This is a genomic window from Bacillus cereus (assembly GCF_025917685.1).
GTDB classification, from domain to species: Bacteria; Bacillota; Bacilli; order Bacillales; family Bacillaceae_G; genus Bacillus_A; species Bacillus_A cereus_AT.
The window spans coordinates 1,377,478-1,401,883 of record NZ_CP089518.1; the positions used below are offsets into that span (position 1 = coordinate 1,377,478).

A 24,406-nucleotide genomic window follows, 5' to 3' on the forward strand; every position below is an offset into this window, starting at 1 on the left:
TAATGGAGATAGTTTGTGAAGATTTTCAAAAGGCGTTATCGAAAATAAAATTGCTACGAGAAAACGCTAATATAATAGAAGGAACTGTTCAAAGAAGTGTAAGCGAAATCGTTCAAAATGTAAGGGAGAGTAAAGATAAGGCCCTATCTTTTTATACAAAAAAGTTTGATGGTGTGGAGATTAAAGAGTTTCGTGTAAGTGAGGAAGAAATAAAACAAGCGAGTATGTTTGTAGAGAATTCATTTTTAGAAGCGTTAAAAGAGGCGAAGAAAAACATTATTTCGTATCATGAAAAGCAAAAAAGGCAATCAATATTCGACTGCACGAGTGAAGGCATCATTAGAGGACAAATCATTCGGCCTTTAGAAAATGTAGGGGTATATGTGCCAGGCGGAACTGCTTCGTATCCTTCGTCAGTATTAATGAATGTATTGCCAGCAAAACTCGCTGGTGTGAAAAAGATTGTAATGGTAACACCACCAAGGCAAGGAGGAATTGATCCACATATTTTAGTTGCTGCAAGCCTTGCAGGAGTAGATGAAATTTATACGATAGGTGGTGCGCAAGCAATTGCTGCTTTAGCATACGGGACGGAATCGATTCCGAAAGTGGATAAAATAGTTGGACCAGGAAATTTGTACGTCGCTCTAGCGAAACGAGAAGTATACGGAATAGTAAATATCGATATGATTGCTGGACCATCAGAAATTGTAGTTATTGCTGATGAAACCGGCAATGCAAAATATATTGCTGCTGATTTATTATCACAAGCGGAGCATGACGAGAGAGCAACAGCAATTTGCATTACAACGAGTATAGGGTTAGCAAAAGAAATAGAAAGAGAGGTAGAAAGACAGCTAGCGACATTACCAAGAAGTGAAATCGCTCGTGAATCGATAAATAGAAATGGAGCTATCTTTATCGTTCCTTCTTTAGATGAGGCACTTCAATTATCGAATGAAATCGCTCCAGAACATTTAGAGTTACATATAAAAGAACCGATGAATGCTCTGGCTTGTGTGAAACATGCAGGATCTATCTTTCTTGGACCATATGCACCGGAACCGCTCGGTGATTATTTAGCAGGACCGAATCATGTGTTACCGACAAGTGGAACGGCAAGGTTTTTCTCACCGTTATCAGTCGATGATTTCGTGAAAAAATCAAGCTTTCTGTCTTATACGGAGGAAGCGTTAAGAGATGTACAACATCATATTGTAGAACTTGCCAATAAAGAAGGGCTACATGCACATGCGAGAGCAATTCAAATAAGATTTGAGGAGGAAGAATAATGCGTGAGTCCAGTCAAACACGTGAGACGACAGAAACAAAAATAAAATTAAGTTTGCAGCTTGATGAAGGCAAGAGCGTTTCTGTACAAACGGGAGTTGGATTTTTTGATCATATGCTAACTTTATTTGCAAGGCATGGAAGATTCGGTTTACAAGTGGAGGCGGAAGGCGATGTATTCGTTGATGCGCATCATACAGTTGAAGATGTTGGAATTGTACTCGGAAATTGTTTGAAAGAAGCATTGCAAAATAAAGAGGGGATTAATCGTTATGGCTCCGCATATGTACCGATGGATGAATCTTTAGGTTTTGTCGCAATTGATATTAGCGGGCGCTCATATATTGTATTTCAAGGAGAATTAACGAATCCGAAGCTAGGGGATTTTGATACAGAACTAACAGAAGAATTTTTTAGAGCTGTTGCTCATGCTGCCAATATTACATTACATGCTCGCATGTTATACGGAAGCAATACACATCACAAAATTGAAGCGTTATTTAAAGCGTTTGGTAGAGCGCTTAGAGAAGCTGTCGAAAGAAATGCCAACATTACTGGTGTAAATTCAACGAAAGGGATGTTGTAATTGATTGCTATTATAGATTATGGAATGGGAAATATTCGTAGTGTAGAACAAGCATTAAAATATATTGGAGCAGAGTACATCGTAACGAGTGATAAAGAAGAGATTTTTAGAAGTGATGGAGTGATTTTACCAGGAGTAGGTGCATTTCCAAAAGCGATGGATGTATTGGAAGAAAAAGATTTAGTGCGTGTGTTACAAGAAGTTGGGAGTTCAGGAAAACCGCTTCTAGGCATTTGCTTAGGAATGCAGCTTTTATTTGAAAAAAGTGAGGAGTTACAAGACTGTAACGGATTGAATTTATTACCAGGTATCATTCGGAAATTAAAAGTTCCTTATAAAATTCCACATATGGGATGGAATGAGTTAAAGAAAGAGGGAGAAATAGCGCTTTGGAATGGAGTAGAGGACGGTTCTTTCGTATATTATGTCCACTCTTATTATGCAGATTGTTCGAATGAAATTGTGTATGGGATAAGTGAATATGGAGTGAAAGTACCTGGTTTTGTAGCCAAAGGAAATATATACGGCGCACAGTTTCATCCTGAAAAAAGCGGTGACATAGGAATGCAAATGTTGAAAAATTTCAAAGGGGTGGTAGAAGCATGGAAATCTTCCCAGCTATCGATTTAAAAGAGGGGCGATGCGTTAGACTTTATCAAGGAGAGTTTAGTAAAGAAACAGTAATGAATGAAGATCCGGTTGCGCAAGCGATTATATTCGAAAAATTGGGAGCGAAAACACTACACATTGTTGATTTAGATGGTGCAATTGCTGGCGAGTCAGTAAATTTGCTCGTTATTGAAAGAATTTGCAAGGCAGTACGTATTCCTGTGCAAGTTGGAGGAGGAATTCGATCACTTGTAGCGGTAGAGAAGTTATTGTCAGTAGGTGTAGATAAAGTGATTTTAGGAACAGCTGCTCTTTATGATAAGGCATTTTTAGAAGAAGCAGTTTTTCTATATAAAGAAAAAATCATTGTTGGTATTGATGCGAAAAATGGTTTCGTAGCAACGAGAGGCTGGCTTGATGTGTCTGAAATTTCTTACATTGATTTAGCAAAGCAAATGGAGAATGTAGGTGTTCAAACGATTGTGTTTACAGACATTTCGAAAGACGGGACACTTGCAGGGCCGAATATAGAGCAATTGGGGTTACTACAAAAAAGCGTTGCTATTCGTCTTATTGCTTCTGGAGGAGTGGCATCTATTCAAGATGTGAAAAAGTTAAATGATATGAATATATACGGCGTCATAATTGGTAAGGCTCTTTACGAGAAAACGATTGATTTAGAAGAAGTGTTAGAGGTAACAAAGTTATGTTAGCGAAACGTATTATTCCATGTCTAGATGTAAAAGAAGGGCGAGTTGTAAAGGGGGTAAATTTTATAGGGTTACAAGACGTCGGTGATCCTGTTGAAATAGCTGCTTTATATAATGATGCGGGAGCAGATGAAATTGTATTTTTAGATATTACGGCAACGAATGAAGGACGAAAAACGATTATAGATGTTGTAGAAAAAACGGCTTCAAAAGTATTTATTCCTCTTACAGTTGGCGGTGGGATTTCAAGTGTTAAAGATATGTACAATTTACTAAGAGCTGGAGCAGATAAAGTTTCAATCAACTCAGCAGCAGTACGAAATCCAAAATTAATCGAAGAAGGAGCAGAACACTTTGGCTCACAATGTATTGTCGTAGCAATTGATGCTAGAAAAGTAGCAGAAGGTAAGTGGAATGTATATGTGAACGGCGGAAGAGTTGATACGGGAATGGATGCAATCAGGTGGGCAAAGCGCGTTACCGAGCTAGGCGCAGGCGAAATTTTATTAACGAGTATGGATGCAGATGGAACGAAAAACGGATATGACCTTCGTTTAACAGAAGAAATTTCAAAAAGTGTTTCCGTACCAGTCATTGCGTCAGGCGGATGTGGTCATGCTGATCACATTATAGAAGTCTTTCAAAAGACAACAGTTGATGCAGCACTTGCGGCATCAATCTTTCATTATGGTGAGGCGACAGTGCAGGACGTAAAGAGAAAATTAAGAAATGCAAATGTTGAGGTGCGGTTATGAAACCTAACTTTTCAAAAGGATTAATACCGGCAGTTGTCATCGAAGAGGATACGAAAGAAGTTTTAATGCTAGCTTATATGAATGAAGAAGCGTATGAAAAGACGCTAGAAACGAAAAGAACATGGTTTTATTCTCGTTCAAGAAGGTCGTTATGGAATAAAGGAGAAACATCAGGTAATGTCCAATATGTTCAGTCACTTTATTTAGACTGCGATCAAGATTCAATCGTTGTTGTCGTAAAGCAAATAGGGCCTGCTTGCCATACGGGAGAAAAAACGTGTTTTCACTATAAAATTATATAGGGGGGTACATATGGAAGATATCCTTAAGTTATTATTTGAAACAATTGAAGAACGAAAGAAAAATCCACTCTCTGAATCATATACGAATTATTTATTTTCAAAAGGTGAAGATAAAATTTTAAAGAAAATTGGTGAGGAGTGCACCGAAGTAATTATCGCGTCTAAAAATAATGATAAAGAAGAACTAGTAAAAGAAATGGTTGATGTGTTCTATCACTGTTTTGTTCTATTAGCTGAAAAAAATATTTCATTAGAAGATGTCATGCAAGAAGTGAAAGAAAGACATGGAAAGCTTTCGAGAGTAGGAGATCGAAAAGAAATAGATACATTATAAGGGGGAATATGGATGAAAGTGGACTATCACCTTCATTTAGAAGAAGGGCCTTATTCAATAGGCTGGCTTGCTAAAATAAATGATGCACTACAATATTATGAACCGCTTAAAGAGGATAAACATTCAATAGGCTGGCTTATGAAAACACAAGAACGCCTGCAAAAACGTGTGAAGGAAGGCCCATTTACATCGAAATGGATTGATTTATATTTAGAAGAGGCATTGCGAAAAGGGATAAAAGAAGTTGGCATTGTCGATCATTTATATCGTTTTCACGAGGCGAAAGGATATTATGAAAAATATGTAGATATTAGTGATTCGAAACTCGGTCGTTTACAGAAGGAGTGGCTAGACCAAGTAAGAGTAACGTCTCTTTATGATTTTACAAAGGCGATTGAAGAGGCAAAAGAGCGATGGAGTAAACGAGGGGTAACGCTCAAACTTGGAATTGAAGCGGATTATTTTATCGGCGGCGAACAAGAGTTAAAAGAGTTACTAGCATTAGGAGACTTTGATTATGTAATCGGTTCAGTCCATTTTATAGAGGGATGGGGATTTGATAATCCAGATACGAAAGAGTATTTTGGTAAGCATGAGTTACATACTTTATATCATACGTTTTTCGCTACAGTTGAAAGTGCCGTTCGTTCGGAGCTATTTGATATAATAGCTCATCTTGATAACATAAAAGTATTTAATTACCGGTTAGATGAGAATGAACAGCTTTCTTATTATAAGGAAATTGCGCGTGCGTTAGTAGAAACGAATACCGCAACAGAAATAAATGCGGGATTGTATTATCGCTATCCTGTGCGCGAAATGTGTCCAAGTCCGCTTTATTTACAAGTATTAGCTAACCATGGGGTTCCAATTACTCTCTCTTCAGATGCCCATTATCCGAATGATTTAGGAAAATATGTGGAAGAAAATATAAAGACATTACGCAATCATGATATTTCTCACGTAGCTACATTTACGAAACGAGTAAGAACGATGAGATTGCTTGAAGAAGAAGTAACAATTTCAAAATAAAAAACGATTTTTTGATGAAAACCACCTTTTTTGTTCAAAATAAGGAAGAGTCAAAAGGAGGGTGAAAAATGGTGAAACAACAAAATAAACAAAAAGTACAAGCGGCAGATCAAGCTTATACTTCTGAAACGAATACTACAGCTAACTCAGTTATCGAGGAACAAATTAGCGATACAGTTGCAGAAGGCACAATCGATGCAAAGCTTGGACAAGAATCGCAAGAGAAAGCATAAGAAGAGGGGAGAGATGAATCTCCTCTTTTCTTATGGATAAAAAAGTGTCGATTTTCAAAACTATAATCAAATTCCTTGGTTTTTATATGTGGATTTCTTACAATGAAATATAAGAGATATCTTATTTTGTATAGAAGAGGTGTTAGTAGTGGCGAAAATATTAGTAGCAGGGAAAATTCCAGAAATCGGATTAGAACTATTAAAGGATCATGATGTAGAAATGTATGATAAAGAAGAATTAATTTCTTTAGATGAATTAACAGAGCGTGTAAAAGATAAAGATGCATTGTTAAGTTTACTTTCTACAAAGGTGACGAAAGAAGTTATTGATGCAGCACCTCATTTAAAGATTGTTGCAAACTACGGTGCTGGTTACGATAATATTGATTTCACTTATGCAGGAGAAAAAGGAATTGCAGTATCGAATACACCGAAAGTATCAACTGAAGCGACAGCAGAATTAACATTTGCACTTCTTTTAGCAGCTGCACGGAGAATTCCTGAAGGTGATACGTTATGTCGTACAACTGGATTTAACGGATGGGCACCGTTATTCTTCTTGGGCCGCGAAGTACACGGTAAGACAATCGGAATTATTGGCCTTGGAGAAATCGGGAAGGCAGTTGCAAAGCGTGCGAGAGCATTTGGAATGAATGTTTTATATACAGGACCAAATCGAAAGCCTGAAGCTGAAAGTGAACTGGAAGCAACATACGTAACGTTGGAAGAATTATTACAAACAGCGGACTTTATTACAATTAACTGTGCGTATAGTCCGAAATTACATCATATGATTGGTGAAGAACAGTTTAAAATGATGAAGAAAACAGCATATATTATAAATGCTTCACGTGGACCAATTATGCATGAATCAGCACTTGCTCATGTACTAAAAACGAATGAAATTGAAGGTGCAGCTCTTGACGTATTTGAATTTGAACCGAAAATTACAGAAGAGCTAAAAGGATTAAAGAATGTAGTACTTGCTCCTCACGTAGGAAATGCAACATTCGAAACTCGTGATGCGATGGCTGAAATGGCAGTGAGAAATATTTTAGCTGTATTAAACGATGAAAAACCTGTAACACCTGTAAATCAAAAATTATTAGTTACAAAATAAAAAGAAACCTTCCGTATTCGGAAGGTTTCTTTTTATTTTTCTTTATTCGCTTTTTTAGACGGTCTTTGTCTAATGAATTGAGATAGCATATACAAAATATATAGTGGAATAGCAATGAATAAGAAAACAGAAAAATTACCGAACCCTGTTTGATACATTGTGATAATGATCCCAATTAAAAATAATGTAATAATTATGCTATATCGTGGAATTGGTACATCTTTTAAACTTGGGATACGAATTCGACTCACCATTAAAAATGCGAACGTTACAAATACTGTAATAAGAACGATTTTTGGAATGGTATGTGAAAATAATGTTAGGAAAGCGACAAGCCCTCCTGCTGCAGTAATCGGAACTCCAGTGAAATATTTCATAGAAGTAGATGATGGTGTTACATTAAATCGTGCTAAGCGATATGCTCCGAACAGTGGGAATAATCCCGCTATGTATAGTCCAATGATTCCGTAGTTGGAGAAAGATGTGTAATACATTAACACAGCAGGTGCCGCGCCAAACGTTACAACATCTGCGAGTGAATCAAGCTCTTTTCCCATTTGTGAATCAACGCGTAATAAACGAGCAACACGACCGTCAAGACTATCTAACATCATCCCGATAAGTACTAAAATAGCAGCTGATTTATAATATCCTAAAGATGCATAGCCGATTGACAAAAATCCACTATATAAATTTCCGAGCGTAAATAAGTTTGGAATAGCTGCTCTATACAAAATCTGATCCCTTGCTTTCTGTAATAAATTCTTAATTAGTGTATGAAAGTTTACTTATTTTATCATACCATAAATTTCTTCCTCATACGAAAGAAATTCCCAATTTGTGAAAGATTGTATAGAAGAGAAATTTGAAAAATAAGTAAAAAAAAAAGGAAGCAACTTTTGTAAAGTTGCTTCCTACACTATTCAAATTTCGTTGTCATCGTTCCGGTTTTATATCGATTGTTAGGATCAAATCGTAATAAATCTCCATAAATGAGTTTGTCGGATAATTTTAATTCTGTTTTTGCTTTTTCAATATAAGGCTGACATAGTGTTAAATCAGCTTCTTCACCTGTGCTTCTTTTATAGCACATATTTTTTGTATAAACATAATCTTCCGAAACAAAACTGCCGTCCCGCATTACCATAAGAGGGTCTTTTTCTTTCGTAAATAAGTCTGTTCCAAATTCTACGGATTGATTTGTTTTAATACCAAGTAAGTGAAGTAACGTTGGTTTAATATCAATTTGACCAGATACTTTAGAGATGACTTTTCCTTCTTGGCCAGGCACATGAATAATGAGAGGGACGCGTTGTAATTGCATAGAATCAAACGGTGTAATAGCGTCTTTCCCAAGGAACTGAGCCATAGCTGCATTATGGTTTTCAGAAATGCCGTAATGATCACCATAAATGACAATAACGGAATTATCATACAGTCCTTCGTCTTTCAATTGTTTAATAAATAATTTAAGAGCTTCATCCGTGTATCGAACGGTTGGGAAGTAGCGATTTAAAACACCACTTTCGGAATTAAATTCATCAACATATTGATCTTCTGGATTTAGAAGAAATGGAAAATGGTTTGTTAACGTAATAAATTTCGTATAGAACGGTTGTGGTAAAGATTTTAACTTTGGAATAGATTGCTCAAAGAACTCTTTATCTTTTAATCCCCAACCGACAGACATTTGTTCCGTTCCTACGTAATCATTTAAATTAAAGTAACGATCATATCCAAGCGCAGGGTACATTACATCACGATTCCAAAACGTTTTATCGTTTGAATGGAAGACAGCAGAAGAATATCCGTATTTCTTTAATTGTTCTGGTGTGGCAGTGTATTCATTTGTTGCATGAGTAAAGAATACAGAACCACGGTCTAACGGATAAAGGGAATTTTCAACGATAAATTCAGCATCAGAAGTTTTACCTTGTCCCGTTTGATGATAGAAGTTATCGAAATAAAAACTATCTTTAATAAACTCATTTAAAAATGGAGTAATCTCTTTTCCATTTATTTTTTTATTAATAACAAAACTTTGTGTAGATTCCATTGAAATTAAAATTACATTTTTACCTTTTGCAGCTCCAAATAAGTTTTTATCAACTTGTTTATCTTTTGAGTCTGTATAGTTTTTAATTTCAGAGAACCCGTCTCCACTTGCAAATACACGCTCAGCTGAAGACTTAGATTGAAGTGTAATATCAAATAGATGATATGTGTATAGACCTAAATTTTTCACGACAGTTTGACGATCAAATGAGCGTGAGAACATTTGTGGTTTATATATAACTGAAACAACAATTTGTAGTGCTAGTAATACTGTTACACCGCTAAAGAAAGTTCGCTTCTCAGAGCGAGAAAGTGGTGTTTTATCACCAAATGATGGGAATTTACGCGAAATAAACATTAAAATAATTGCGTCTGCAAATAAAAGTAATGTTTTATACGTAAAGAGTTCTTTTATACTCGTCCCTAAGTCAGCCATATTATTTGTTTGGAATAAAACAGGGAAAGTAACAAAATCGTTATAGAACCCGTAAAACATTGCATTTCCAAATAAAATAAATGACAGTATAAAACTAATTACAATAATAATTCGGTTTCGGTACTTAGATGCAAGTAAAGCGAAACCAAAAAATAATAGTAACGAAGCTAGTGGGTTAATAAAAAGCATAAATTCTTCAAAGAAGTTATCAATTCTAATATCAAATGCTAGCTTGTACACAATATATGTTTTTATCCATAATAAAACGACTGCAACTAGTGCAAATCGCAGTTTTGGAAACAGATTTTGTAGCATAATATACTCCTCTCCTAAAAGCATGACAGTTCTTGTGAGCCGGTTTGATTAGCGCCTCATTTTATATATACGAACAGTCCTTTATTATTATGTTTATTATACTATGAGTATCATTATACGAAAATAAAAGAGAGTTGTGGGCTTTTTTATAATAATTGAGTAGAAAAAGGGCAGTGGGAGACAATAAAACGGAGTTTCTATGTATGATAATTATAGTGCGCAGAAAGAATCGAGTAATAAAACGGAGGTTATAATGCGAAAATTATTATATTTTATAGTATGCAGTAGTGTTATACTTTTTGCTTCACCGAGTGTGTCGGTAGCACAATATGATGCACCTCTTATGGAAGATGCCCTTTATTCTGTTTTATTTCCGAAAATAAATAAAGCAATTGAAAAACAATATGGGAGCTTGAAGCCTTATCAATGTCCTAAAATTATTAGTTTAAAAAAAGTGTATAGTGGTACATATTTATTTCAAGCGAGTATTGAAGTAACGAAGTATGAACGTGTTGCTGGGAAAATTGCTCCACCATTTGAGAAGGTAACGATTACATTTAATAACGAAGAGGGCGAATGGGAAGTGACAAAGGTTTCAGTAAAGCGCTTACCAAATGATACAAAATTAAACTGTAAAAAAACAATATAAAAAATTGTTTGACAAATAAAATGGTCCTTTGGTATTGTTAATAGCAACAATTAGATGTTTGAAAATTAAATAGACTTACCTCATCTACTCTCAAAGGTAGAGGCCGCGATAGGAAAGAGTAAGCTATGGGAGATTTAATGGAATCTGTGATCATAGGTTGAAAGGGACTATTGCCGAAATATAAGAATAACCATCTTATTCATATATTGGGACTGCATTGAATAAATGTAGTACTGTCATAAGATTTATTTTATGGAGAGCTATTTGGAGATGTTGATGCGGTTTCTTATTTTGAGAAGATAACAACTCGTTTATTTTTTCAATATATATTTTTCCTAATAAGAAACGCGTGTGAACATTGTTCCGCGCGTTTTTTGTCTATCTAAAAGCGTGCTGCAATGAATAGAAGATTGGGGTTATGAGTTTTAGAGGAAATAAGGGAGGAATTTAAATGTATTTACACGGCACAAGCCGAATCAATGGGCAAGGACACTTAGAAATTGGTGGGTGCGATACGACGCAGCTAGCAAAACAATACGGAACACCACTTTATGTATACGATGAAGAGTCTATTCGAGGAAAGTGCCGCGCGTTTCATCGTGCTTTTAAAGAAAGTGGTTTCTCTTATCAAGTAGCATATGCAAGCAAGGCGTTCTTGTGCATGGAGATGTGCCGAGTAGCTCGTGAAGAGAATATGTCTTTAGACGTTGTTTCTGGAGGAGAATTATATACTGCGCTTCAAGCAGGATTTCCGGCATCGCGCATTCATTTTCACGGAAATAATAAAACAGCAGAAGAAATAATTATGGCTCTTCAGGCGAATATCGGTTGTTTTGTAGTAGATAATTTCTTAGAATTAGAAATTTTACATGATTTAGCAGTGCAACATGGAAAGTTTGTGAACATATTAATCCGTGTAACGCCAGGAGTAGAGGCACATACACACGAATATATAACAACAGGCCAAGAGGATTCGAAATTTGGATTTGGTGTTTCAAATGGTCAAGCGATGCAAGCGATTGAGCTAGCTTTGCAAAAATCAAATTATAATATGCTAGGAATTCACTCGCACATCGGATCACAAATATTCGAAACGGCTGGTTTTGTTCGAGCAATTGAAGTACTACGTCAATTTTTAGAAGAAGTGAGAGAGCGAACAAACTATGTAGTGAAAGTATTGAATGTAGGCGGAGGTTTCGGTATACGTTATACGGAGTCTGATACACCGTTAACACTTGAAACGTATGTGGAGGCTGTAACAAGTACGATAAGAGAGCAGTTTACAGTATGTGAATACCCGCTTCCAGAAATATGGATTGAACCAGGTCGTAGTATCGTAGGTGATGCGGGAACAACAATTTATACAGTTGGAGCGGTGAAAGAGATTCCTGGTATTCGGAAATATGTTTCAGTCGATGGTGGGATGACAGATAATTTAAGACCGGCTCTATATGGAGCGCGTTATGAGGCGATGTTGGCGAATCGAGGGAATCTTGAGAATGAGGAACTCGTTTCGATTGCTGGGAAATGCTGTGAAAGTGGAGATATGCTGATTTGGGATATTAACTTACCGCAAGTTGCTTCTTCTGATTTACTAGCAATTTCTTGTACGGGGGCATATGGGTACTCGATGGCGAATAATTATAATCGTATTCGTAGACCAGCTGTCGTCTTTGCAAAAGGCGGAACATCACAAATTGTTGTAGAGCGTGAAACATATGAAAATATTATTGGGAACGATCGCATACGTATTAAAGAACTTGTTTAAATAGGAAAAAGGAGTTGTTCGGATGGGCAATTCCTTTTTTATAAAATAAAATAATTAAAATATATCGGAAAACTAGGATTGAAAAAAAACAGAATTGTGATAAAATACAAATACAAAGCTTATCAAGAGAAGCGGAGGGAACTGGCCCGGCGAAGCTCGGCAACCTGCTTATAGAAAGCAAGGTGCTAAATCCAGCAAAATGGAATCCATTTTGAAAGATAAGGTAAAATATATTACCGAACAGTCTTTTCGAAATGGGAAAGATTTTTTTTATGAATAAAAAGGGGGGCTGTTCGCGTGAGTGTACGGGAACATTTTGATGAAGTATCTGAGAAAATTCAAGCGATGCTTGCTGATATGAAATATGGTTCCATTACAATTGTTGTGCAAGATGGAAAAGTGATTCAATTAGAAAAAAGTGAAAAAGTACGTTTAAAGTAAAAAGCGCTGACTAGAAAAACTAGAGGCGGTTTTAACCTATTTTATTAGGTTAAAACCGTCTTTTTGCTTTTACAGGGGGAAAAAACATGTTGACGTATGAAACGTGGGAAGAAAATAGTGTTTCATTTTCCGAAGAAGATGAAACGAAAGGCGCGCTATCAGTATTAAGTTGGGCTTATAACGAATATAAAGATGAAATTGTATATGCATGTAGCTTTGGGGTAGAAGGTATGGTTTTGCTGCACCTTATAAACCAAGTAAATCCATCCGCTAAAGTTGTATTTTTGGATACAAATGTACATTTTCGAGAAACGTATGAATTAATTCAAAAGGTGCGGGAACGATTTCCTTCATTAAATATTATAGAAAAACAGCCGGAATTTACACTTGATGAACAAGCGAAGTTGCATGGTGAGAAATTATGGGAGAGTAATCCGAATCTTTGTTGTAAAATTAGAAAAATTTTACCGTTAGAAAAATCATTAGCGGCGGAAAAAGCGTGGATATCGGGCTTAAGGAGGGAACAATCAGAAACGCGTAAGCATACAAAGTTTATAAATCAAGATCATCGCTTTCAATCTATTAAAGTTTGTCCACTCATTCATTGGACGTGGAAAGAAGTGTGGCGATATGTATACAAACATAGCTTGCCGTATAACCCATTGCATGATGTTGGATATCCAAGTATTGGATGTGAGAAGTGTACGTTACCTGTAGGAGAGGGTGGCGATTCGAGAGATGGTAGATGGGCCGGGAAAGTGAAAACAGAATGTGGTCTTCATTACCAATAAGATGAATTTGAAAATAAAGCTAAGAGAGGATATAGAAAATGAGTACAAGAAACGAATTAATAAATCGTATAGACGAGACATACGACGTATCACAAATTGAAAAAGAAATCAAATTAGACAACATTGCGTTAAGTGATTTAGAGCTATTAGCGACAGGGGGATATAGCCCACTAACTGGCTTTTTAGGAAAGAAAGATTATGATTCGGTCGTAGAAACGATTCGTTTAGCAAATGGTAGCGTATGGAGTATACCGATTACATTACCGGTAACAGAAGATGTAGCAGAGAGACTGAAAGTTGGAGAGGAAGTAAAGCTTGTCAGCGATGGAAATATATATGGTGTTATTCAAATAGAAGATATTTTTGTACCAGATAAAGAAAAAGAAGCGTTACTTGTATATAAAACGACGGATGAGGCTCATCCAGGAGTGAAAAAATTATATGAACGACCAAACGTTTACGTCGGAGGAGCTATTATTCTTACAAAACGCTTTGAAAATAATCAATTTCCTTCTTATCATTTAGACCCAATTGAAACGAGAGAAGAATTTAAAAAGCGTGGTTGGAAAACAGTAGTTGGATTTCAAACGAGAAACCCGGTACATCGTGCCCATGAGTACATTCAAAAGTCTGCTCTTGAAATTGTAGATGGTCTCTTTTTGAATCCGCTTGTTGGGGAAACGAAATCAGATGATATTCCTGCTGATGTAAGGATGGAAAGTTATGAAGTATTACTTCATAACTATTACCCTAAAAATCGTGTCTTTTTAGGCGTATTTCCTGCAGCAATGCGTTACGCAGGACCAAGGGAAGCGATATTTCATGCACTAGTAAGAAAGAATTTTGGTTGCACCCACTTTATTGTAGGGCGTGATCATGCTGGGGTAGGGGACTATTACGGAACATATGAAGCGCAGGAAATCTTTACGAATTTTACAGTAGAAGAGTTAGGGATTACGCCGTTATTTTTTGAACATAGTTTTTACTGCACTAAATGTGAAGCGATGGCTTCAACGAAAACATGTCCGCATGGAAAAGAAGACCATGTTATTTTATCGGGTACGAAAGTAAGAGAACTATTAAGAAACGGTGAGATTCCGCCAAGTACATTTAGTCGTAAAGAAGTAGTGGAAGTGCTAATTAAAGGCTTGAAAAAAGAAGTAGTAACAGAATAGGGAGAGAACGAGATGGATACGAATATTACTTGGCATACAGCTTCTGTTTCAAAAGATGAGAGAAGAGTGAAGAATGGGCATCACAGTTTTGTAGTTTGGTTTACTGGTTTATCGGCTTCGGGTAAATCTACAGTAGCGAATGCGGTTGCTCGTAAACTATTTGAAAAGAATATTGGAAATTACGTGTTAGATGGAGATAATATTCGCCACGGTTTAAATAAGGATTTAGGATTTTCTGAAAGTGACCGTATGGAAAATATACGACGTATTGGTGAAGTAGCGAAGTTATTTGTAGATCAAGGAACGGTTGTCCTTACAGCGTTTATTTCACCGTTTCGAGTAGACCGTAAACAAGTTAGAGACCTTTTGGCAGTAGACGAATTTATTGAAGTCTTTGTAAAGTGTCCGATCGAAGAATGTGAGAAACGTGATCCGAAAGGGCTTTATAAAAAAGCGAGACAAGGTGATATTAAAGAATTTACTGGTATTGATTCGCCTTATGAGGAACCAGGGAAGCCAGAATTAATCGTAGAGACACATAAGAATTCTATTGAAGAATGCGCAGAACAAATTGTGAATTATTTACAAGAGCGTAGTTTCATATAGGGGGATAAAAGATGAGTTATGAAAAAGTGTGGGCAAATAATGAAAAATTGAATCCGTCTGAGAAAAAGAAATTAGAAAAAGATGGATTAGAAATCTTTAATGACATTCCTTACTATGCGGAGAATGGATTTGAATCTATTCCGAAAGAAGAGTGGGACTCCTTTAAATGGGCCGGATTGTATTTGCAACGGCCGAAAGAAGCTGGATATTTTATGATGCGTGTAAATATTCCTTCAGGGATTATTACAAATGCGCAGGCAGAAGCGCTTGCTTCTATCGCCGAGGATTATGGACGCGATGTAATAGATATTACGACAAGACAGGCGATTCAGTTTCACTGGTTAGAAATTCAGCAAATTCCAGATATTTTTAAAAGATTAGCAAGAGTTGGATTATCTTCAGCAGGGGCGTGTGGTGATATAACGCGTAACATTACAGGGAATCCACTTGCTGGAATTGATGGAAATGAACTCTTTGATACGACGCATATTGTTAAAGAAATATATGACTATTTCCAGCACAATGAAGAGTTTTCGAACCTGCCACGTAAATTTAAGATGTCTATTAGTTCGAATATTTACAATTCTGCAAACGCAGAGATTAACTGTGTTGCATTTACACCTGCAACGAAAGAGATAAATGGTGAGAAAAAAGTTGGCTTTCATATAAAAGTAGGCGGGGGCTTATCAGCTCGTCCATACTTAGCAGAAGAATTAGACGTGTTCGTTTTACCAGAAGAAGTGAAAAAGGTAGCGATTGCGATTGCTACTATATTCCGTGATTTTGGATATCGCGAAAAACGTCATTTAGCACGTTTGAAATTTCTTGTTGCAGACTGGGGTGCAGAGAAATTTAAAGAGAAGCTAATAGAGTATACAGGACCGTTACAAAATAAAGGAAAAAGTGCACTCAAAGGATGGAATGCAGGCTATTTTTATGGTGTTCAAGATCAAAAACAAAAAGGATTAAAATATGTCGGATTTAATGTACCAGTAGGACGTTTACATGCAGAAGAAATGTTTGAGATTGCCAGAATTGCAAAGCAATATGGAAATGGACAAATTCGTACATGTAATTCACAAAATTTCATCATTCCGAATGTTCCACCAGAAAATGTAGCGGGTTTACTAAGTGAACCGTTGTTTGAGGCAATATCTGCAAGTCCGAAATCATTTATTGGTCATGCGGTTTCATGTACTGGTATTGAATATTGCAATCTTGCTCTAGTAGAAACGAAAGAAAGATTACGGAAAATTGCGGAATACTTAGATACACAAATTGCACTCGATGTTCCAGTTCGAATTCATATGGTAGGATGTCCAAATTCATGTGGTCAACGTCAAATTGCTGACATCGGATTACAAGGGGTGAAAATGAAAACGAAGGAAAAAGGAATAGTTGAAGCATTTGAAATATATGTAGGTGGAACGTTGTTAGATGGCGGTGCTTATAATCAAAAGCTAAAAGGAAAAATAGATGGTGAAGATCTACCAGATGTGCTCGCATCATTTATAAGTTATTTCAAAGAGAATAAGTTACCAGCTGAAACGTTTTATGATTTTGTTGGCCGCGTTGGCGTAGAAGAATTACAGTTGACATTAAATCACGTATTAGAAGAGCTAATAGCGTCTTAGGAGGGACAATATGGATTTATATCGTTTTGAAGCTGTATTAGCGAATAGTATTGTTCCAATTGTTGTTGTTGCTCAAAGTGAAGAACAGGCGTTTAAGCTTGCGGAAATTGAGCTTGAAAAACATTTTTTACCGTTGCCAGAAGTAAAGGAGATTTCTTTGTTTGAAAAAAAGAAGATTCGAAAAGGTGCGGCATTTGTTGTTCATGAGTAAATAACATTGTAATACGAAAGTATTCTAACTTCCATTCATATAAAAGGATGGAAGTTTCACTTTAATAGTAGAAATGAGGAGAGATGATGGGGAAGGTTTATATCGTTGGAGCGGGTCCTGGCGATCCGGATTTAATCACTGTTAAAGGGTTGAAATGTATCGAGAAGGCAGATGTTATTTTATACGACCGCCTCGTGAATAAAGAGTTGCTTTCATACGCAAAGCCTGAAGCAGATTTAATTTATTGCGGGAAACTCCCGAATTATCACACGATGAAGCAAGAGACAATTAACACATTTCTTATTAAATATGCGAAGAAAGGAAAAGTTGTAACGAGACTAAAGGGCGGGGATCCATTTGTATTTGGAAGAGGTGGAGAAGAAGCCGAAGCGTTAGCCAAACAAAGTATCCCATTTGAAATTATTCCTGGTATTTCAGCTGGTATAGCCGCTCCTGCTTACGCTGGAATTCCAGTAACACACCGCGATGCAAGTGCAAGTTTTGCTATTGTGACAGGACATAGAAAAGAGGATGCTGAAGAGGAAGTGAAGTGGGAAAGTTTAGCGAAAGGTGTAGATACATTAGCGGTCTATATGGGGGTTAGTAATTTACCTTATATATGTGAACAACTTATAAAACATGGAAAAGATCAAAGTACACCTGCCGCTATCATTGAGTGGGGGACCACATCTATGCAGCGTACTGTTACAGGGACGTTAGGAACAATTATAGATGTTGCTAAAAAAGAAAAAATTCAAAATCCAAGTATGATTATTATTGGAGAAGTTGTCCGTTTTAGAGAAAAGATACATTGGTTTGAGAAACAAGTGGAAAATGCATATCCAGTAAGCGGAGTATTGTAAAATGAAGGCTGTCTTGTATATATGTCATGGAAGCCGTTTGAAAGCAGCAAAAGAAGAAGCGGTTGCATTTATTACGTCATGTATGAACCGTGTAGAGGCAAAGATTCAAGAAGTTTGTTTTTTAGAGCTAGCGAGTCCTTCTATTGAAGAAGGATTTCGTACATGTGTGAAGCGTGGTGCTACAGAGATTGTCGCTATTCCTGTTTTTTTATTAGCGGCAGGACATGTAAAGAAAGATATTCCGCTTGAATTACGAAAGTTAAACGAGGAATATCCGGATATCAAAATAGTGTATGGTAATCCATTTGGTGTATCAGAAGTGCTTGTAAAAGCGGTATATAACGGAAGTGGCATTAAAGACTATGAAGAAGAAGTAACACTTTTGCTCGTTGCAAGAGGAAGCAGTGATCCGGAAACTTTACAAGACATGAAGTGGATTTCTTCTTTATTTCAAAAAGAAGAGAACATTAAAGAGGTGGAAATTTGTTATTTAGCAGCTGCGGAGCCAAAGTTTGAGGAGAAGTTGAGGGAAGTTGTAGAACGAGAAGAAAAGAGTATTGTTGTACTACCTTATTTATTGTTTACAGGCTTACTTATGAAACATGTTGAGAAAGAAGTGCTTCAATATGAGTTGGAAGAGATAAAAATAAGTCCATATTTAGGGAAGAATGAAGCGTTTCGAGAGATGTTAATTCAGAAAACAGAGGGAATATTGGAGGGAGAACAATATGTATCCACTTACAGTGCGAGTTGATAAGAAACGTGTTGTTGTCATTGGTGGAGGGAAAGTAGCAGGGTTTAAAATTGTTCCCTTACTAAAACAAGGTGCGGATATAATTGTGATAAGTACAGAATTAGATGCGAATTTAGTAAAACTTGTAGAAGAAAAGCAAATTCGTTGGTATCAAAGGGAGTATGAGAAAAGTGATATCGCCGATGCTTTTTTAGTAGTTGCAGCGACTAGCGATTCGGTACTAAATGAACAAATTGCTGAAGATGCCTCGGCAAATCAATTGGTAAATGTTATTACGAATCCGGAAAGTGGAAATGTTCATTTTCCGGCGGCAATTCATCGTGGATTGCTTAATGTAGCTGTTTCTACTGGAGGGGCTAGTCCGAAACTTGCAAAAAAAATTCGCGATGATATTGCAAATAAATATGATGAGAACTATGAATCATATCTTGATTTTTTATATGAAGTTAGAATAAAAGTGAAAGAATTACAAGTAGAGAAAAGGCAGAAAAATATATTATTGCAAGAAGTATTAAAGTCGATATATGTTCAAAATGAACAGAAAAGAGAAATTTTTTTACAAGAATTAGAGAGGGAACTTCATGTAGGATAGTGAGTGAATTGTGCTTTACAAATATAAAAATATAATTTATAATCACAAGTAACTTCAATAGATGAAATCGATGAGCAAGAAGAGTACGTATATTTGAGGCGTTCAGAGAGCTGGGGTAAGGTGTGAGCCCGGTACGATAAAATATACAGAATGGGCTTGCGAGAGGTATGTTGAACATTGTAGTAGGCAACCCGGGTTCCGCCGTTAAAAGGATAGAGTATCGGAATTTTTCCTGTACTTGAACAAGTGGGATTTATCAATCCAATTGAGGTGGTACCACGGTATTTACATTACATATATCGTCCTCTACATGCATATTTGCGTGTAGGGGACTTTTTTATTTTCTAAAGGAGGTGTGCGAGTATGAAATGAAAGTGTATAATTAGTAAAAGTTTAAATATTCAGAAAAGGAGAAATTATGATGGAAGAAACACAGCAATGGACGTCGAAAATAGGCTTTGTACTCGCAGCAGCCGGAGCCGCAGTAGGTCTTGGTGCCATATGGAAATTTCCATATGTTGCAGGTAATGGTGGGGGAGGCGCATTCTTCCTTGTATTTTTACTATTAACTTTATTTATAGGTATGCCGCTTCTTTTAGCTGAATTTGTTATTGGACGTAGTACGCAAAAAGAGGCAGTTACAGCTTATAAGGTATTAGTACCGAATAGTAAGTTATATCCTTGGATTGGTCGCATGGGAGTTGTTACTTGTTTTAGTGTACTATCTTTTTATAGTGTTGTAGGTGGATGGATTTTACTGTACTTATACTATAGTGTTACAGGAAGCTTCTGGAGTGGTGTTGCTGATTATGGACAATTGTTTGGTGAAACGATTTCAAATCCAGTAAGCGCGATTGGAGCGCAATTTATCTTTATGCTTTGCACTATTTTTGTTGTAAGTAAAGGTGTAGAGAAGGGGATAGAAAAAGCAAGTAAGTATATGATGCCGCTATTATTCATTTTATTTATTGCTATCATTATTCGTGCGTTAACACTTGATGGTGCTATGGCTGGGGTAGAGTTCTTCTTAAAACCAGATTTTTCAAAGCTTACAGCAGATACGATTTTATATGCGATGGGGCAATCTTTCTTCTCACTAACGGTAGGTGCCTCGGTAATGGTAACGTATAGTTCGTATTTAAAGAAAGAAGAGCATTTAGCTAAATCAGCGACATCTATTGTAAGTTTAACGGTATTTATTACAGTACTTGCAGGGTTAGCGATTTTCCCAGCGATTTTCGCATTAGGAGTTAAACCGACAGAAGGACCAGGGTTACTGTTTATCGTTCTTCCTGCTGTCTTTGCAAAAATTCCATTTGGGCAATTTTTCTTCATTATGTTTTTAGTTTTATTCTTCTTTGCGACTTTAACATCTGCGATTTCAATGCTTGAAATTGTAGTAGCATCTGTTGCGAAAGATAATGAGAAGAAGCGTCCATCAGCTTCGTTATTAATTGGTATTCTTATTTTTGCAGTTGGAATTCCATCAGCGTTATCGTTTGGAATTATGAGTGATGTGAAAATATTTGGTAAGACATTCTTTGATTTCGTCGATTTTTCGGTAAGTAATGTATTACTGCCACTCGGAGTACTAGCCATTTCGCTATTTGTACCAAATAAAATGAGTAAAGAGCTATTAATGAAAGAATTAGAAGTTACGGAAACGAAAGGGAAAACATTGTTTAATATTTGGTTCTTCTTGCTTAGGTATGTTATTCCGGTAACTGTAATTATCGTATTTTTAAATGCGATAGGCGTATTTAAAATGTTTGCATAATAAAAAGACGGAGATGTGGATTCTCCGTCTTTTTATTGTGTTGTAGGTGTATTTAATAAGCGATTATATGCTTTATAAGCTGTGACAACAGCGATAAAAGAACCAATTAAAAATAACGCTGAGCCACCGAATGTAAATAGCCGGCCAATGTATGTTTCTCTTGCTTCTTCTATTTCTTGTTGTAATTGTGTATTCATATTTATCACCTCGCAAAATATAGGCATTTAGTTGTAGTCTATGTGAAATGCCTACAAAGTGTGAAATGATAGTAAAAAAACTCGGTATGCACCGAGTTTTTTATAATCCGATATAAGGAGATGGATCAACTGCGTTTGTCTTACCGACATTCCATTCTCCTAGGTGAAGTTCAAAGTGTAAATGTTGTCCGTAGGATTGTCCAGTATTCCCCATAAATCCAAGTTGATCACCTTGTTTTACGGTCTGTCCATTAGATACAGAACGGCTACTCATATGTGCATATACAGTTGTATATGTTTTTCCGTTTATACGGTGAGATAAGTATACAACGTTTCCGTAACTAGATGATAATTCTGAACGGATAACGACGCCATCTGCAGCGGCAATAATTGGAATCGTTCCCGAAGCTGCGATGTCAATTCCTTTATGGTTATCTAAAGAACGTGTGCCAAACCCAGAAGTTTTCGATCCGGCTGCTGGTTTAATAAATCCACCTATATTCGTATCGTGTGGTACTGGAGCAGCCTGAGCAGGTGTAGCAGCTTGTTTGCGTGCTTCTTCAGCCTTATGTGCCTCTTCAGCTTTACGTGCTTCTTCCGCACGTTTTTCTTCTTCAATTGCTTTTTGAACAGCTTGACGCTGGTTTTCTAAAATGCCTTTTGATTCTTCTAACCCTTCAATCTCTGAATCTACTTTTGCTACTTTCGTATGTAGATCGTTAATAAGAGCTTGTTGCTGTTGTTGGTTACTTTGCAATTCTTGCTGTTTTTGTTCTAATTTTTGCTCAGATTCTTTCAGTTGTTGCTCTTTTTTCTCAACAGCCTCTTTTTCTGTCGTCACAGCATTTTGATCACTTGTTTGCTTTTTCACAATATCTGTATCGTTATTTAAAATTAAACTTACAGAATACATATTATCAACAAGATCGGCAATATTTGCAGAACTTGTTATTACTTCTGTAATGATACTCGTACGAGGCTTTTCTTGCATAGATTGTAGTCTTTGTTTAATAACTTCCTGTCGTGTATCTATATTCGTTTGTAATTGCTCTATATGTTTCTTTTTTTCGGTAATAACTTGCTGTGTGTTGCTAATTTCTTTTTTTGTATCGTTCAATTCAGCTTCGTTTTTATTAATAGAAGTAGTTAATTCGTCGATTTTCTTTTGTAATTCTTGGATTTCTTTTTCTATTTGTTCTTTCTCAGCTGATTTATTTTGTAAGTCATTTTGTTTGCCTTCTAATTCGGATTGAATGTCAGTTAATTTATCTTGATTTGTTTCAGCGTACACGGGTGAAAGTAACGGGGAAGCAAAAATCGTTCCTGCTGCTAAAACACTAATCGCTGCAAATTTCTTTTTCATTGTTGTCTGGCTCCTTTCCCTATGAATGTTATATATCATGAGAAGAAGAGTGTCTATCGTTGTAATCATAATGTAAAGAAAATTTTATAATTTTGCTAAGTTTTGTCGGAATTTAGTATCTTTTCGTAGTGTTTGTCATAAAGTTAAAATTCTTGAATGTATAGAAAAAGATATCAATTTCTATATTTCTTTTTAAAATCATGGGAAATGATGGAGTTTTCCATAATGAAACAGTATTTTAAAAACCTATCAATCACTAGTGAGGAATCGATTTCATGTGAGGTTTTCTGACATGGGGTTTGTTTTTGTCAAGAAAATTATTTGCATTCGTGCAAACTTATTTTGTTGTCAGATTTTAATTTTTGATTTATGATTTTTAACAGGGACAAAATGTAGTGAATTGTCGAATAATATGTAATACTCTTAATTTCTTAGTTTTATAGATATAGATAGAATGAGGGATAGATAGAGTGACACATCGAGGGGGTTACAACAAGTATGAAAAGAATAGGACTTGCATGGCAAATATTAATTGGTCTTGCGCTTGGTATTGCAGTTGGGGCGATTTTCTTTGGCAATCCAGAAGTGGTGAAGTACTTACAACCAATTGGTGATATTTTCATCCGATTAATTAAGATGATTGTTGTACCGATTGTTGTAGCAAGTATTGTTGTTGGGGTTGCTGGTGTTGGCGATGTTAAGAAGTTAGGCCGACTAGGCGGAAAAACAATTATTTACTTTGAAATTATTACAACGATTGCAATTGCTGTTGGTCTATTAATAGCAAACATTTTCCAACCTGGAAAAGGCGTTGATATGGATAAGTTAACAAAAACAGATATTTCTAAATATACACATACGACAGAGCAAGTACAAAGTCATTCGTTCGCGGATACGTTTGTAAATATTGTTCCGACGAACATTATGAAATCATTAGCTGAAGGTGATATGCTGGCTATTATCTTCTTCTCAGTATTATTTGGTTTAGGTGTAGCAGCAGTTGGTGAGCGTGGCAAACCAGTTCTACAATTTTTCCAAGGTGTAGCAGATGCAATGTTTTATGTAACGAACCAAGTTATGAAGTTTGCACCATTTGGTGTATTTGCATTAATTGGTGTTACAGTTTCTACATTCGGATTAGCTTCATTAATTCCATTAGGGAAATTACTCATTGTAGTATATGGGGCAATGATATTCTTCGTTGTAGTCGTATTAGGACTTACAGCGAAAATCTTTGGAATAAATATTTTCCAATTCTTTAAGATTTTAAAAGACGAGCTGATCTTAGCGTATTCTACAGCAAGTTCAGAAACGGTTTTACCGAAAATTATGGAGAAAATGGAAAAGTTCGGTTGTCCGAAAGCAATTACATCTTTCGTTATTCCAACAGGTTATTCATTTAACTTAGATGGATCAACTTTATATCAAGCGATTGCGGCAATTTTCTTAGCGCAAATGTACGGTATTGAATTATCCATTACACAACAAATTACGTTATTACTTGTATTAATGGTTACATCAAAAGGTATCGCAGGTGTACCGGGCGTATCATTCGTTGTATTATTAGCAACACTGGGTACAGTAGGTATTCCAGCTGAAGGTTTAGCGTTTATTGCAGGTATTGACCGTATTCTTGATATGGCTCGTACAGCAGTTAACGTTGTAGGTAACTCTTTAGCGGCTGTAGTTATGTCTAAGTGGGAAGGTCAATATGACGCTGAAAAAGGACAAGCCTATTTAAAAGAGATATCTGAAAAGGGTCAAGCAGCTTAATTATAATATGAACAAGCTCTCACATAATATGTGGG

At 36.2% G+C, this 24,406-nt stretch carries 27 protein-coding genes, 2 riboswitches and 1 other annotated feature; of the genes, 23 read left to right on the plus strand and 4 right to left on the minus strand.

What is annotated here, in order from left to right; genetic code table 11:
* Positions 1-2 precede the first annotated feature (2 nt).
* The 10 genes from hisD (at position 3) to LUS72_RS07150 (ending at position 6,971) form a co-directional block, all read left to right on the plus strand.
* Positions 3-1,292 carry a histidinol dehydrogenase gene (gene hisD / locus LUS72_RS07105; RefSeq protein WP_264448730.1) on the plus strand — a complete coding sequence of 430 codons (1,290 nt, stop codon included), beginning with the start codon at positions 3-5 and terminating at the stop codon, positions 1,290-1,292.
* Positions 1,292-1,876, plus strand: a complete 585-nt coding sequence (gene hisB, locus LUS72_RS07110; RefSeq protein WP_097831793.1) for an imidazoleglycerol-phosphate dehydratase HisB — start codon at positions 1,292-1,294, stop codon at positions 1,874-1,876. The genes hisD and hisB overlap by 1 nt, the downstream gene beginning before the upstream one ends.
* Positions 1,877-2,506 (plus strand): imidazole glycerol phosphate synthase subunit HisH, encoded by a 630-nt coding sequence (hisH, locus tag LUS72_RS07115; protein ID WP_097831792.1) that lies wholly within the window; start codon positions 1,877-1,879, stop codon positions 2,504-2,506. It abuts the gene before it with no gap.
* Complete coding sequence (gene hisA / locus LUS72_RS07120) at positions 2,479-3,198, plus strand: 1-(5-phosphoribosyl)-5-[(5-phosphoribosylamino)methylideneamino]imidazole-4-carboxamide isomerase (RefSeq protein WP_098361685.1); 720 nt, start codon at positions 2,479-2,481, stop codon at positions 3,196-3,198. The genes hisH and hisA overlap by 28 nt, the downstream gene beginning before the upstream one ends.
* Positions 3,192-3,950, plus strand: a complete 759-nt coding sequence (gene hisF, locus LUS72_RS07125) for an imidazoleglycerol phosphate synthase cyclase subunit (protein WP_097831790.1) — start codon at positions 3,192-3,194, stop codon at positions 3,948-3,950. The genes hisA and hisF overlap by 7 nt, the downstream gene beginning before the upstream one ends.
* On the plus strand, positions 3,947-4,252 hold the full coding sequence (gene hisI, locus LUS72_RS07130; RefSeq protein ID WP_097831789.1) for a phosphoribosyl-AMP cyclohydrolase: 306 nt from the start codon (positions 3,947-3,949) through the stop codon (positions 4,250-4,252). Before hisF ends, hisI begins: the two co-directional genes overlap by 4 nt.
* 10 nt (positions 4,253-4,262) lie before the next feature.
* Positions 4,263-4,586: a phosphoribosyl-ATP diphosphatase gene (gene hisE, locus LUS72_RS07135; RefSeq protein ID WP_097831788.1), complete on the plus strand. Its 324-nt coding sequence runs from the start codon at positions 4,263-4,265 to the stop codon at positions 4,584-4,586.
* A gap of 12 nt (positions 4,587-4,598) precedes the next feature.
* Positions 4,599-5,618, plus strand: a complete 1,020-nt coding sequence (locus LUS72_RS07140) for a histidinol phosphate phosphatase domain-containing protein (RefSeq protein WP_097831787.1) — start codon at positions 4,599-4,601, stop codon at positions 5,616-5,618.
* Between the two features lie 68 nt (positions 5,619-5,686).
* Positions 5,687-5,851 carry a YozQ family protein gene (locus tag LUS72_RS07145; RefSeq protein ID WP_097831786.1) on the plus strand — a complete coding sequence of 55 codons (165 nt, stop codon included), beginning with the start codon at positions 5,687-5,689 and terminating at the stop codon, positions 5,849-5,851.
* Between the two features lie 148 nt (positions 5,852-5,999).
* A complete protein-coding gene (locus tag LUS72_RS07150; RefSeq protein ID WP_264448731.1) occupies positions 6,000-6,971 on the plus strand; it encodes an NAD(P)-dependent oxidoreductase in 972 nt (323 codons plus the stop codon).
* 32 nt (positions 6,972-7,003) lie between these two features.
* Here the strand turns inward: LUS72_RS07150 and pssA are convergent, their stop codons facing one another.
* Together pssA and LUS72_RS07160 are read right to left on the minus strand one after the other, a co-directional pair.
* Entirely contained in the window at positions 7,004-7,705 is a 702-nt protein-coding gene (gene pssA, locus LUS72_RS07155; RefSeq protein WP_044739224.1) for a CDP-diacylglycerol--serine O-phosphatidyltransferase, read from the minus strand.
* Between the two features lie 185 nt (positions 7,706-7,890).
* On the minus strand, positions 7,891-9,777 hold the full coding sequence (locus tag LUS72_RS07160; RefSeq protein ID WP_002086724.1) for an LTA synthase family protein: 1,887 nt from the start codon (positions 9,775-9,777) through the stop codon (positions 7,891-7,893).
* Positions 9,778-10,030: 253 nt separating this feature from the next.
* On the opposite strand from LUS72_RS07160, the gene LUS72_RS07165 reads away from it, so the two are divergent.
* The 12 genes from LUS72_RS07165 to LUS72_RS07220 all read left to right on the plus strand — a co-directional run bounded on the left by LUS72_RS07165 (position 10,031) and on the right by LUS72_RS07220 (position 21,038).
* Positions 10,031-10,426 (plus strand): DUF3888 domain-containing protein, encoded by a 396-nt coding sequence (locus tag LUS72_RS07165; protein ID WP_001228834.1) that lies wholly within the window; start codon positions 10,031-10,033, stop codon positions 10,424-10,426.
* A gap of 89 nt (positions 10,427-10,515) precedes the next feature.
* A riboswitch (Lysine riboswitch) is annotated at positions 10,516-10,697 on the plus strand.
* 180 nt (positions 10,698-10,877) lie between these two features.
* Positions 10,878-12,194 carry a diaminopimelate decarboxylase gene (gene lysA, locus LUS72_RS07170; protein ID WP_097831784.1) on the plus strand — a complete coding sequence of 439 codons (1,317 nt, stop codon included), beginning with the start codon at positions 10,878-10,880 and terminating at the stop codon, positions 12,192-12,194.
* A 116-nt stretch (positions 12,195-12,310) separates the two neighbouring features.
* A riboswitch (SAM riboswitch) is annotated at positions 12,311-12,419 on the plus strand.
* A gap of 72 nt (positions 12,420-12,491) precedes the next feature.
* Positions 12,492-12,635 carry a YezD family protein gene (locus tag LUS72_RS07175; protein ID WP_000116159.1) on the plus strand — a complete coding sequence of 48 codons (144 nt, stop codon included), beginning with the start codon at positions 12,492-12,494 and terminating at the stop codon, positions 12,633-12,635.
* 86 nt (positions 12,636-12,721) lie between these two features.
* The gene (locus LUS72_RS07180; protein WP_097831783.1) at positions 12,722-13,426 is read left to right on the plus strand and encodes a phosphoadenylyl-sulfate reductase; all 705 of its coding nucleotides are present in this window, start codon (positions 12,722-12,724) and stop codon (positions 13,424-13,426) included.
* A 38-nt stretch (positions 13,427-13,464) separates the two neighbouring features.
* Entirely contained in the window at positions 13,465-14,601 is a 1,137-nt protein-coding gene (gene sat / locus LUS72_RS07185; RefSeq protein ID WP_097831782.1) for a sulfate adenylyltransferase, read from the plus strand.
* Positions 14,602-14,613: 12 nt separating this feature from the next.
* Positions 14,614-15,207 (plus strand): adenylyl-sulfate kinase, encoded by a 594-nt coding sequence (cysC, locus tag LUS72_RS07190; RefSeq protein WP_264448732.1) that lies wholly within the window; start codon positions 14,614-14,616, stop codon positions 15,205-15,207.
* Between the two features lie 11 nt (positions 15,208-15,218).
* The gene (locus tag LUS72_RS07195) at positions 15,219-16,841 is read left to right on the plus strand and encodes a nitrite/sulfite reductase (RefSeq protein WP_097831780.1); all 1,623 of its coding nucleotides are present in this window, start codon (positions 15,219-15,221) and stop codon (positions 16,839-16,841) included.
* 10 nt (positions 16,842-16,851) lie between these two features.
* Entirely contained in the window at positions 16,852-17,052 is a 201-nt protein-coding gene (locus LUS72_RS07200) for a DUF3906 family protein (protein WP_097831779.1), read from the plus strand.
* An 86-nt stretch (positions 17,053-17,138) separates the two neighbouring features.
* Entirely contained in the window at positions 17,139-17,915 is a 777-nt protein-coding gene (gene cobA, locus LUS72_RS07205) for a uroporphyrinogen-III C-methyltransferase (protein WP_098361687.1), read from the plus strand.
* A 1-nt stretch (position 17,916) separates the two neighbouring features.
* Positions 17,917-18,669 carry a sirohydrochlorin chelatase gene (locus LUS72_RS07210; protein WP_097831777.1) on the plus strand — a complete coding sequence of 251 codons (753 nt, stop codon included), beginning with the start codon at positions 17,917-17,919 and terminating at the stop codon, positions 18,667-18,669.
* Positions 18,644-19,261 carry an NAD(P)-binding protein gene (locus tag LUS72_RS07215; RefSeq protein ID WP_097831776.1) on the plus strand — a complete coding sequence of 206 codons (618 nt, stop codon included), beginning with the start codon at positions 18,644-18,646 and terminating at the stop codon, positions 19,259-19,261. The genes LUS72_RS07210 and LUS72_RS07215 overlap by 26 nt, the downstream gene beginning before the upstream one ends.
* Before the next feature lie 61 nt (positions 19,262-19,322).
* Positions 19,323-19,571 (plus strand) — a binding site (T-box leader).
* A 111-nt stretch (positions 19,572-19,682) separates the two neighbouring features.
* On the plus strand, positions 19,683-21,038 hold the full coding sequence (locus tag LUS72_RS07220) for a sodium-dependent transporter (RefSeq protein WP_141533337.1): 1,356 nt from the start codon (positions 19,683-19,685) through the stop codon (positions 21,036-21,038).
* 32 nt (positions 21,039-21,070) lie between these two features.
* Here the strand turns inward: LUS72_RS07220 and LUS72_RS07225 are convergent, their stop codons facing one another.
* Positions 21,071-21,235 (minus strand): hypothetical protein, encoded by a 165-nt coding sequence (locus LUS72_RS07225; protein WP_002135196.1) that lies wholly within the window; start codon positions 21,233-21,235, stop codon positions 21,071-21,073.
* A gap of 100 nt (positions 21,236-21,335) precedes the next feature.
* Positions 21,336-22,598 carry a murein hydrolase activator EnvC family protein gene (locus LUS72_RS07230; RefSeq protein ID WP_097831774.1) on the minus strand — a complete coding sequence of 421 codons (1,263 nt, stop codon included), beginning with the start codon at positions 22,596-22,598 and terminating at the stop codon, positions 21,336-21,338.
* A 498-nt stretch (positions 22,599-23,096) separates the two neighbouring features.
* Between LUS72_RS07230 and gltP the strand changes: the two genes are divergently transcribed.
* Positions 23,097-24,371, plus strand: a complete 1,275-nt coding sequence (gltP, locus tag LUS72_RS07235; protein ID WP_002086711.1) for a glutamate/aspartate:proton symporter GltP — start codon at positions 23,097-23,099, stop codon at positions 24,369-24,371.
* Positions 24,372-24,406: the final 35 nt, after the last annotated feature.

Bases quoted from the DNA above. Each gene is read 5' to 3' on its own strand.
- hisD (WP_264448730.1), top strand. From the start codon at position 3: ATGGAGATAGTTTGTGAAGATTTTCAAAAGGCGTTATCGAAAATAAAA.
- hisB (WP_097831793.1), top strand. From the start codon at position 1,292: ATGCGTGAGTCCAGTCAAACACGTGAGACGACAGAAACAAAAATAAAA.
- hisA (WP_098361685.1), top strand. From the start codon at position 2,479: ATGGAAATCTTCCCAGCTATCGATTTAAAAGAGGGGCGATGCGTTAGA.
- hisF (WP_097831790.1), top strand. From the start codon at position 3,192: ATGTTAGCGAAACGTATTATTCCATGTCTAGATGTAAAAGAAGGGCGA.
- hisI (WP_097831789.1), top strand. From the start codon at position 3,947: ATGAAACCTAACTTTTCAAAAGGATTAATACCGGCAGTTGTCATCGAA.
- hisE (WP_097831788.1), top strand. From the start codon at position 4,263: ATGGAAGATATCCTTAAGTTATTATTTGAAACAATTGAAGAACGAAAG.
- LUS72_RS07140 (WP_097831787.1), top strand. From the start codon at position 4,599: ATGAAAGTGGACTATCACCTTCATTTAGAAGAAGGGCCTTATTCAATA.
- LUS72_RS07145 (WP_097831786.1), top strand. From the start codon at position 5,687: ATGGTGAAACAACAAAATAAACAAAAAGTACAAGCGGCAGATCAAGCT.
- LUS72_RS07160 (WP_002086724.1), bottom strand. From the start codon at position 9,777: ATGCTACAAAATCTGTTTCCAAAACTGCGATTTGCACTAGTTGCAGTC.
- LUS72_RS07165 (WP_001228834.1), top strand. From the start codon at position 10,031: ATGCGAAAATTATTATATTTTATAGTATGCAGTAGTGTTATACTTTTT.
- lysA (WP_097831784.1), top strand. From the start codon at position 10,878: ATGTATTTACACGGCACAAGCCGAATCAATGGGCAAGGACACTTAGAA.
- LUS72_RS07180 (WP_097831783.1), top strand. From the start codon at position 12,722: ATGTTGACGTATGAAACGTGGGAAGAAAATAGTGTTTCATTTTCCGAA.
- sat (WP_097831782.1), top strand. From the start codon at position 13,465: ATGAGTACAAGAAACGAATTAATAAATCGTATAGACGAGACATACGAC.
- cysC (WP_264448732.1), top strand. From the start codon at position 14,614: ATGGATACGAATATTACTTGGCATACAGCTTCTGTTTCAAAAGATGAG.
- LUS72_RS07195 (WP_097831780.1), top strand. From the start codon at position 15,219: ATGAGTTATGAAAAAGTGTGGGCAAATAATGAAAAATTGAATCCGTCT.
- LUS72_RS07200 (WP_097831779.1), top strand. From the start codon at position 16,852: ATGGATTTATATCGTTTTGAAGCTGTATTAGCGAATAGTATTGTTCCA.
- cobA (WP_098361687.1), top strand. From the start codon at position 17,139: ATGGGGAAGGTTTATATCGTTGGAGCGGGTCCTGGCGATCCGGATTTA.
- LUS72_RS07210 (WP_097831777.1), top strand. From the start codon at position 17,917: ATGAAGGCTGTCTTGTATATATGTCATGGAAGCCGTTTGAAAGCAGCA.
- LUS72_RS07215 (WP_097831776.1), top strand. From the start codon at position 18,644: ATGTATCCACTTACAGTGCGAGTTGATAAGAAACGTGTTGTTGTCATT.
- LUS72_RS07220 (WP_141533337.1), top strand. From the start codon at position 19,683: ATGGAAGAAACACAGCAATGGACGTCGAAAATAGGCTTTGTACTCGCA.
- LUS72_RS07225 (WP_002135196.1), bottom strand. From the start codon at position 21,235: ATGAATACACAATTACAACAAGAAATAGAAGAAGCAAGAGAAACATAC.
- LUS72_RS07230 (WP_097831774.1), bottom strand. From the start codon at position 22,598: ATGAAAAAGAAATTTGCAGCGATTAGTGTTTTAGCAGCAGGAACGATT.
- gltP (WP_002086711.1), top strand. From the start codon at position 23,097: ATGAAAAGAATAGGACTTGCATGGCAAATATTAATTGGTCTTGCGCTT.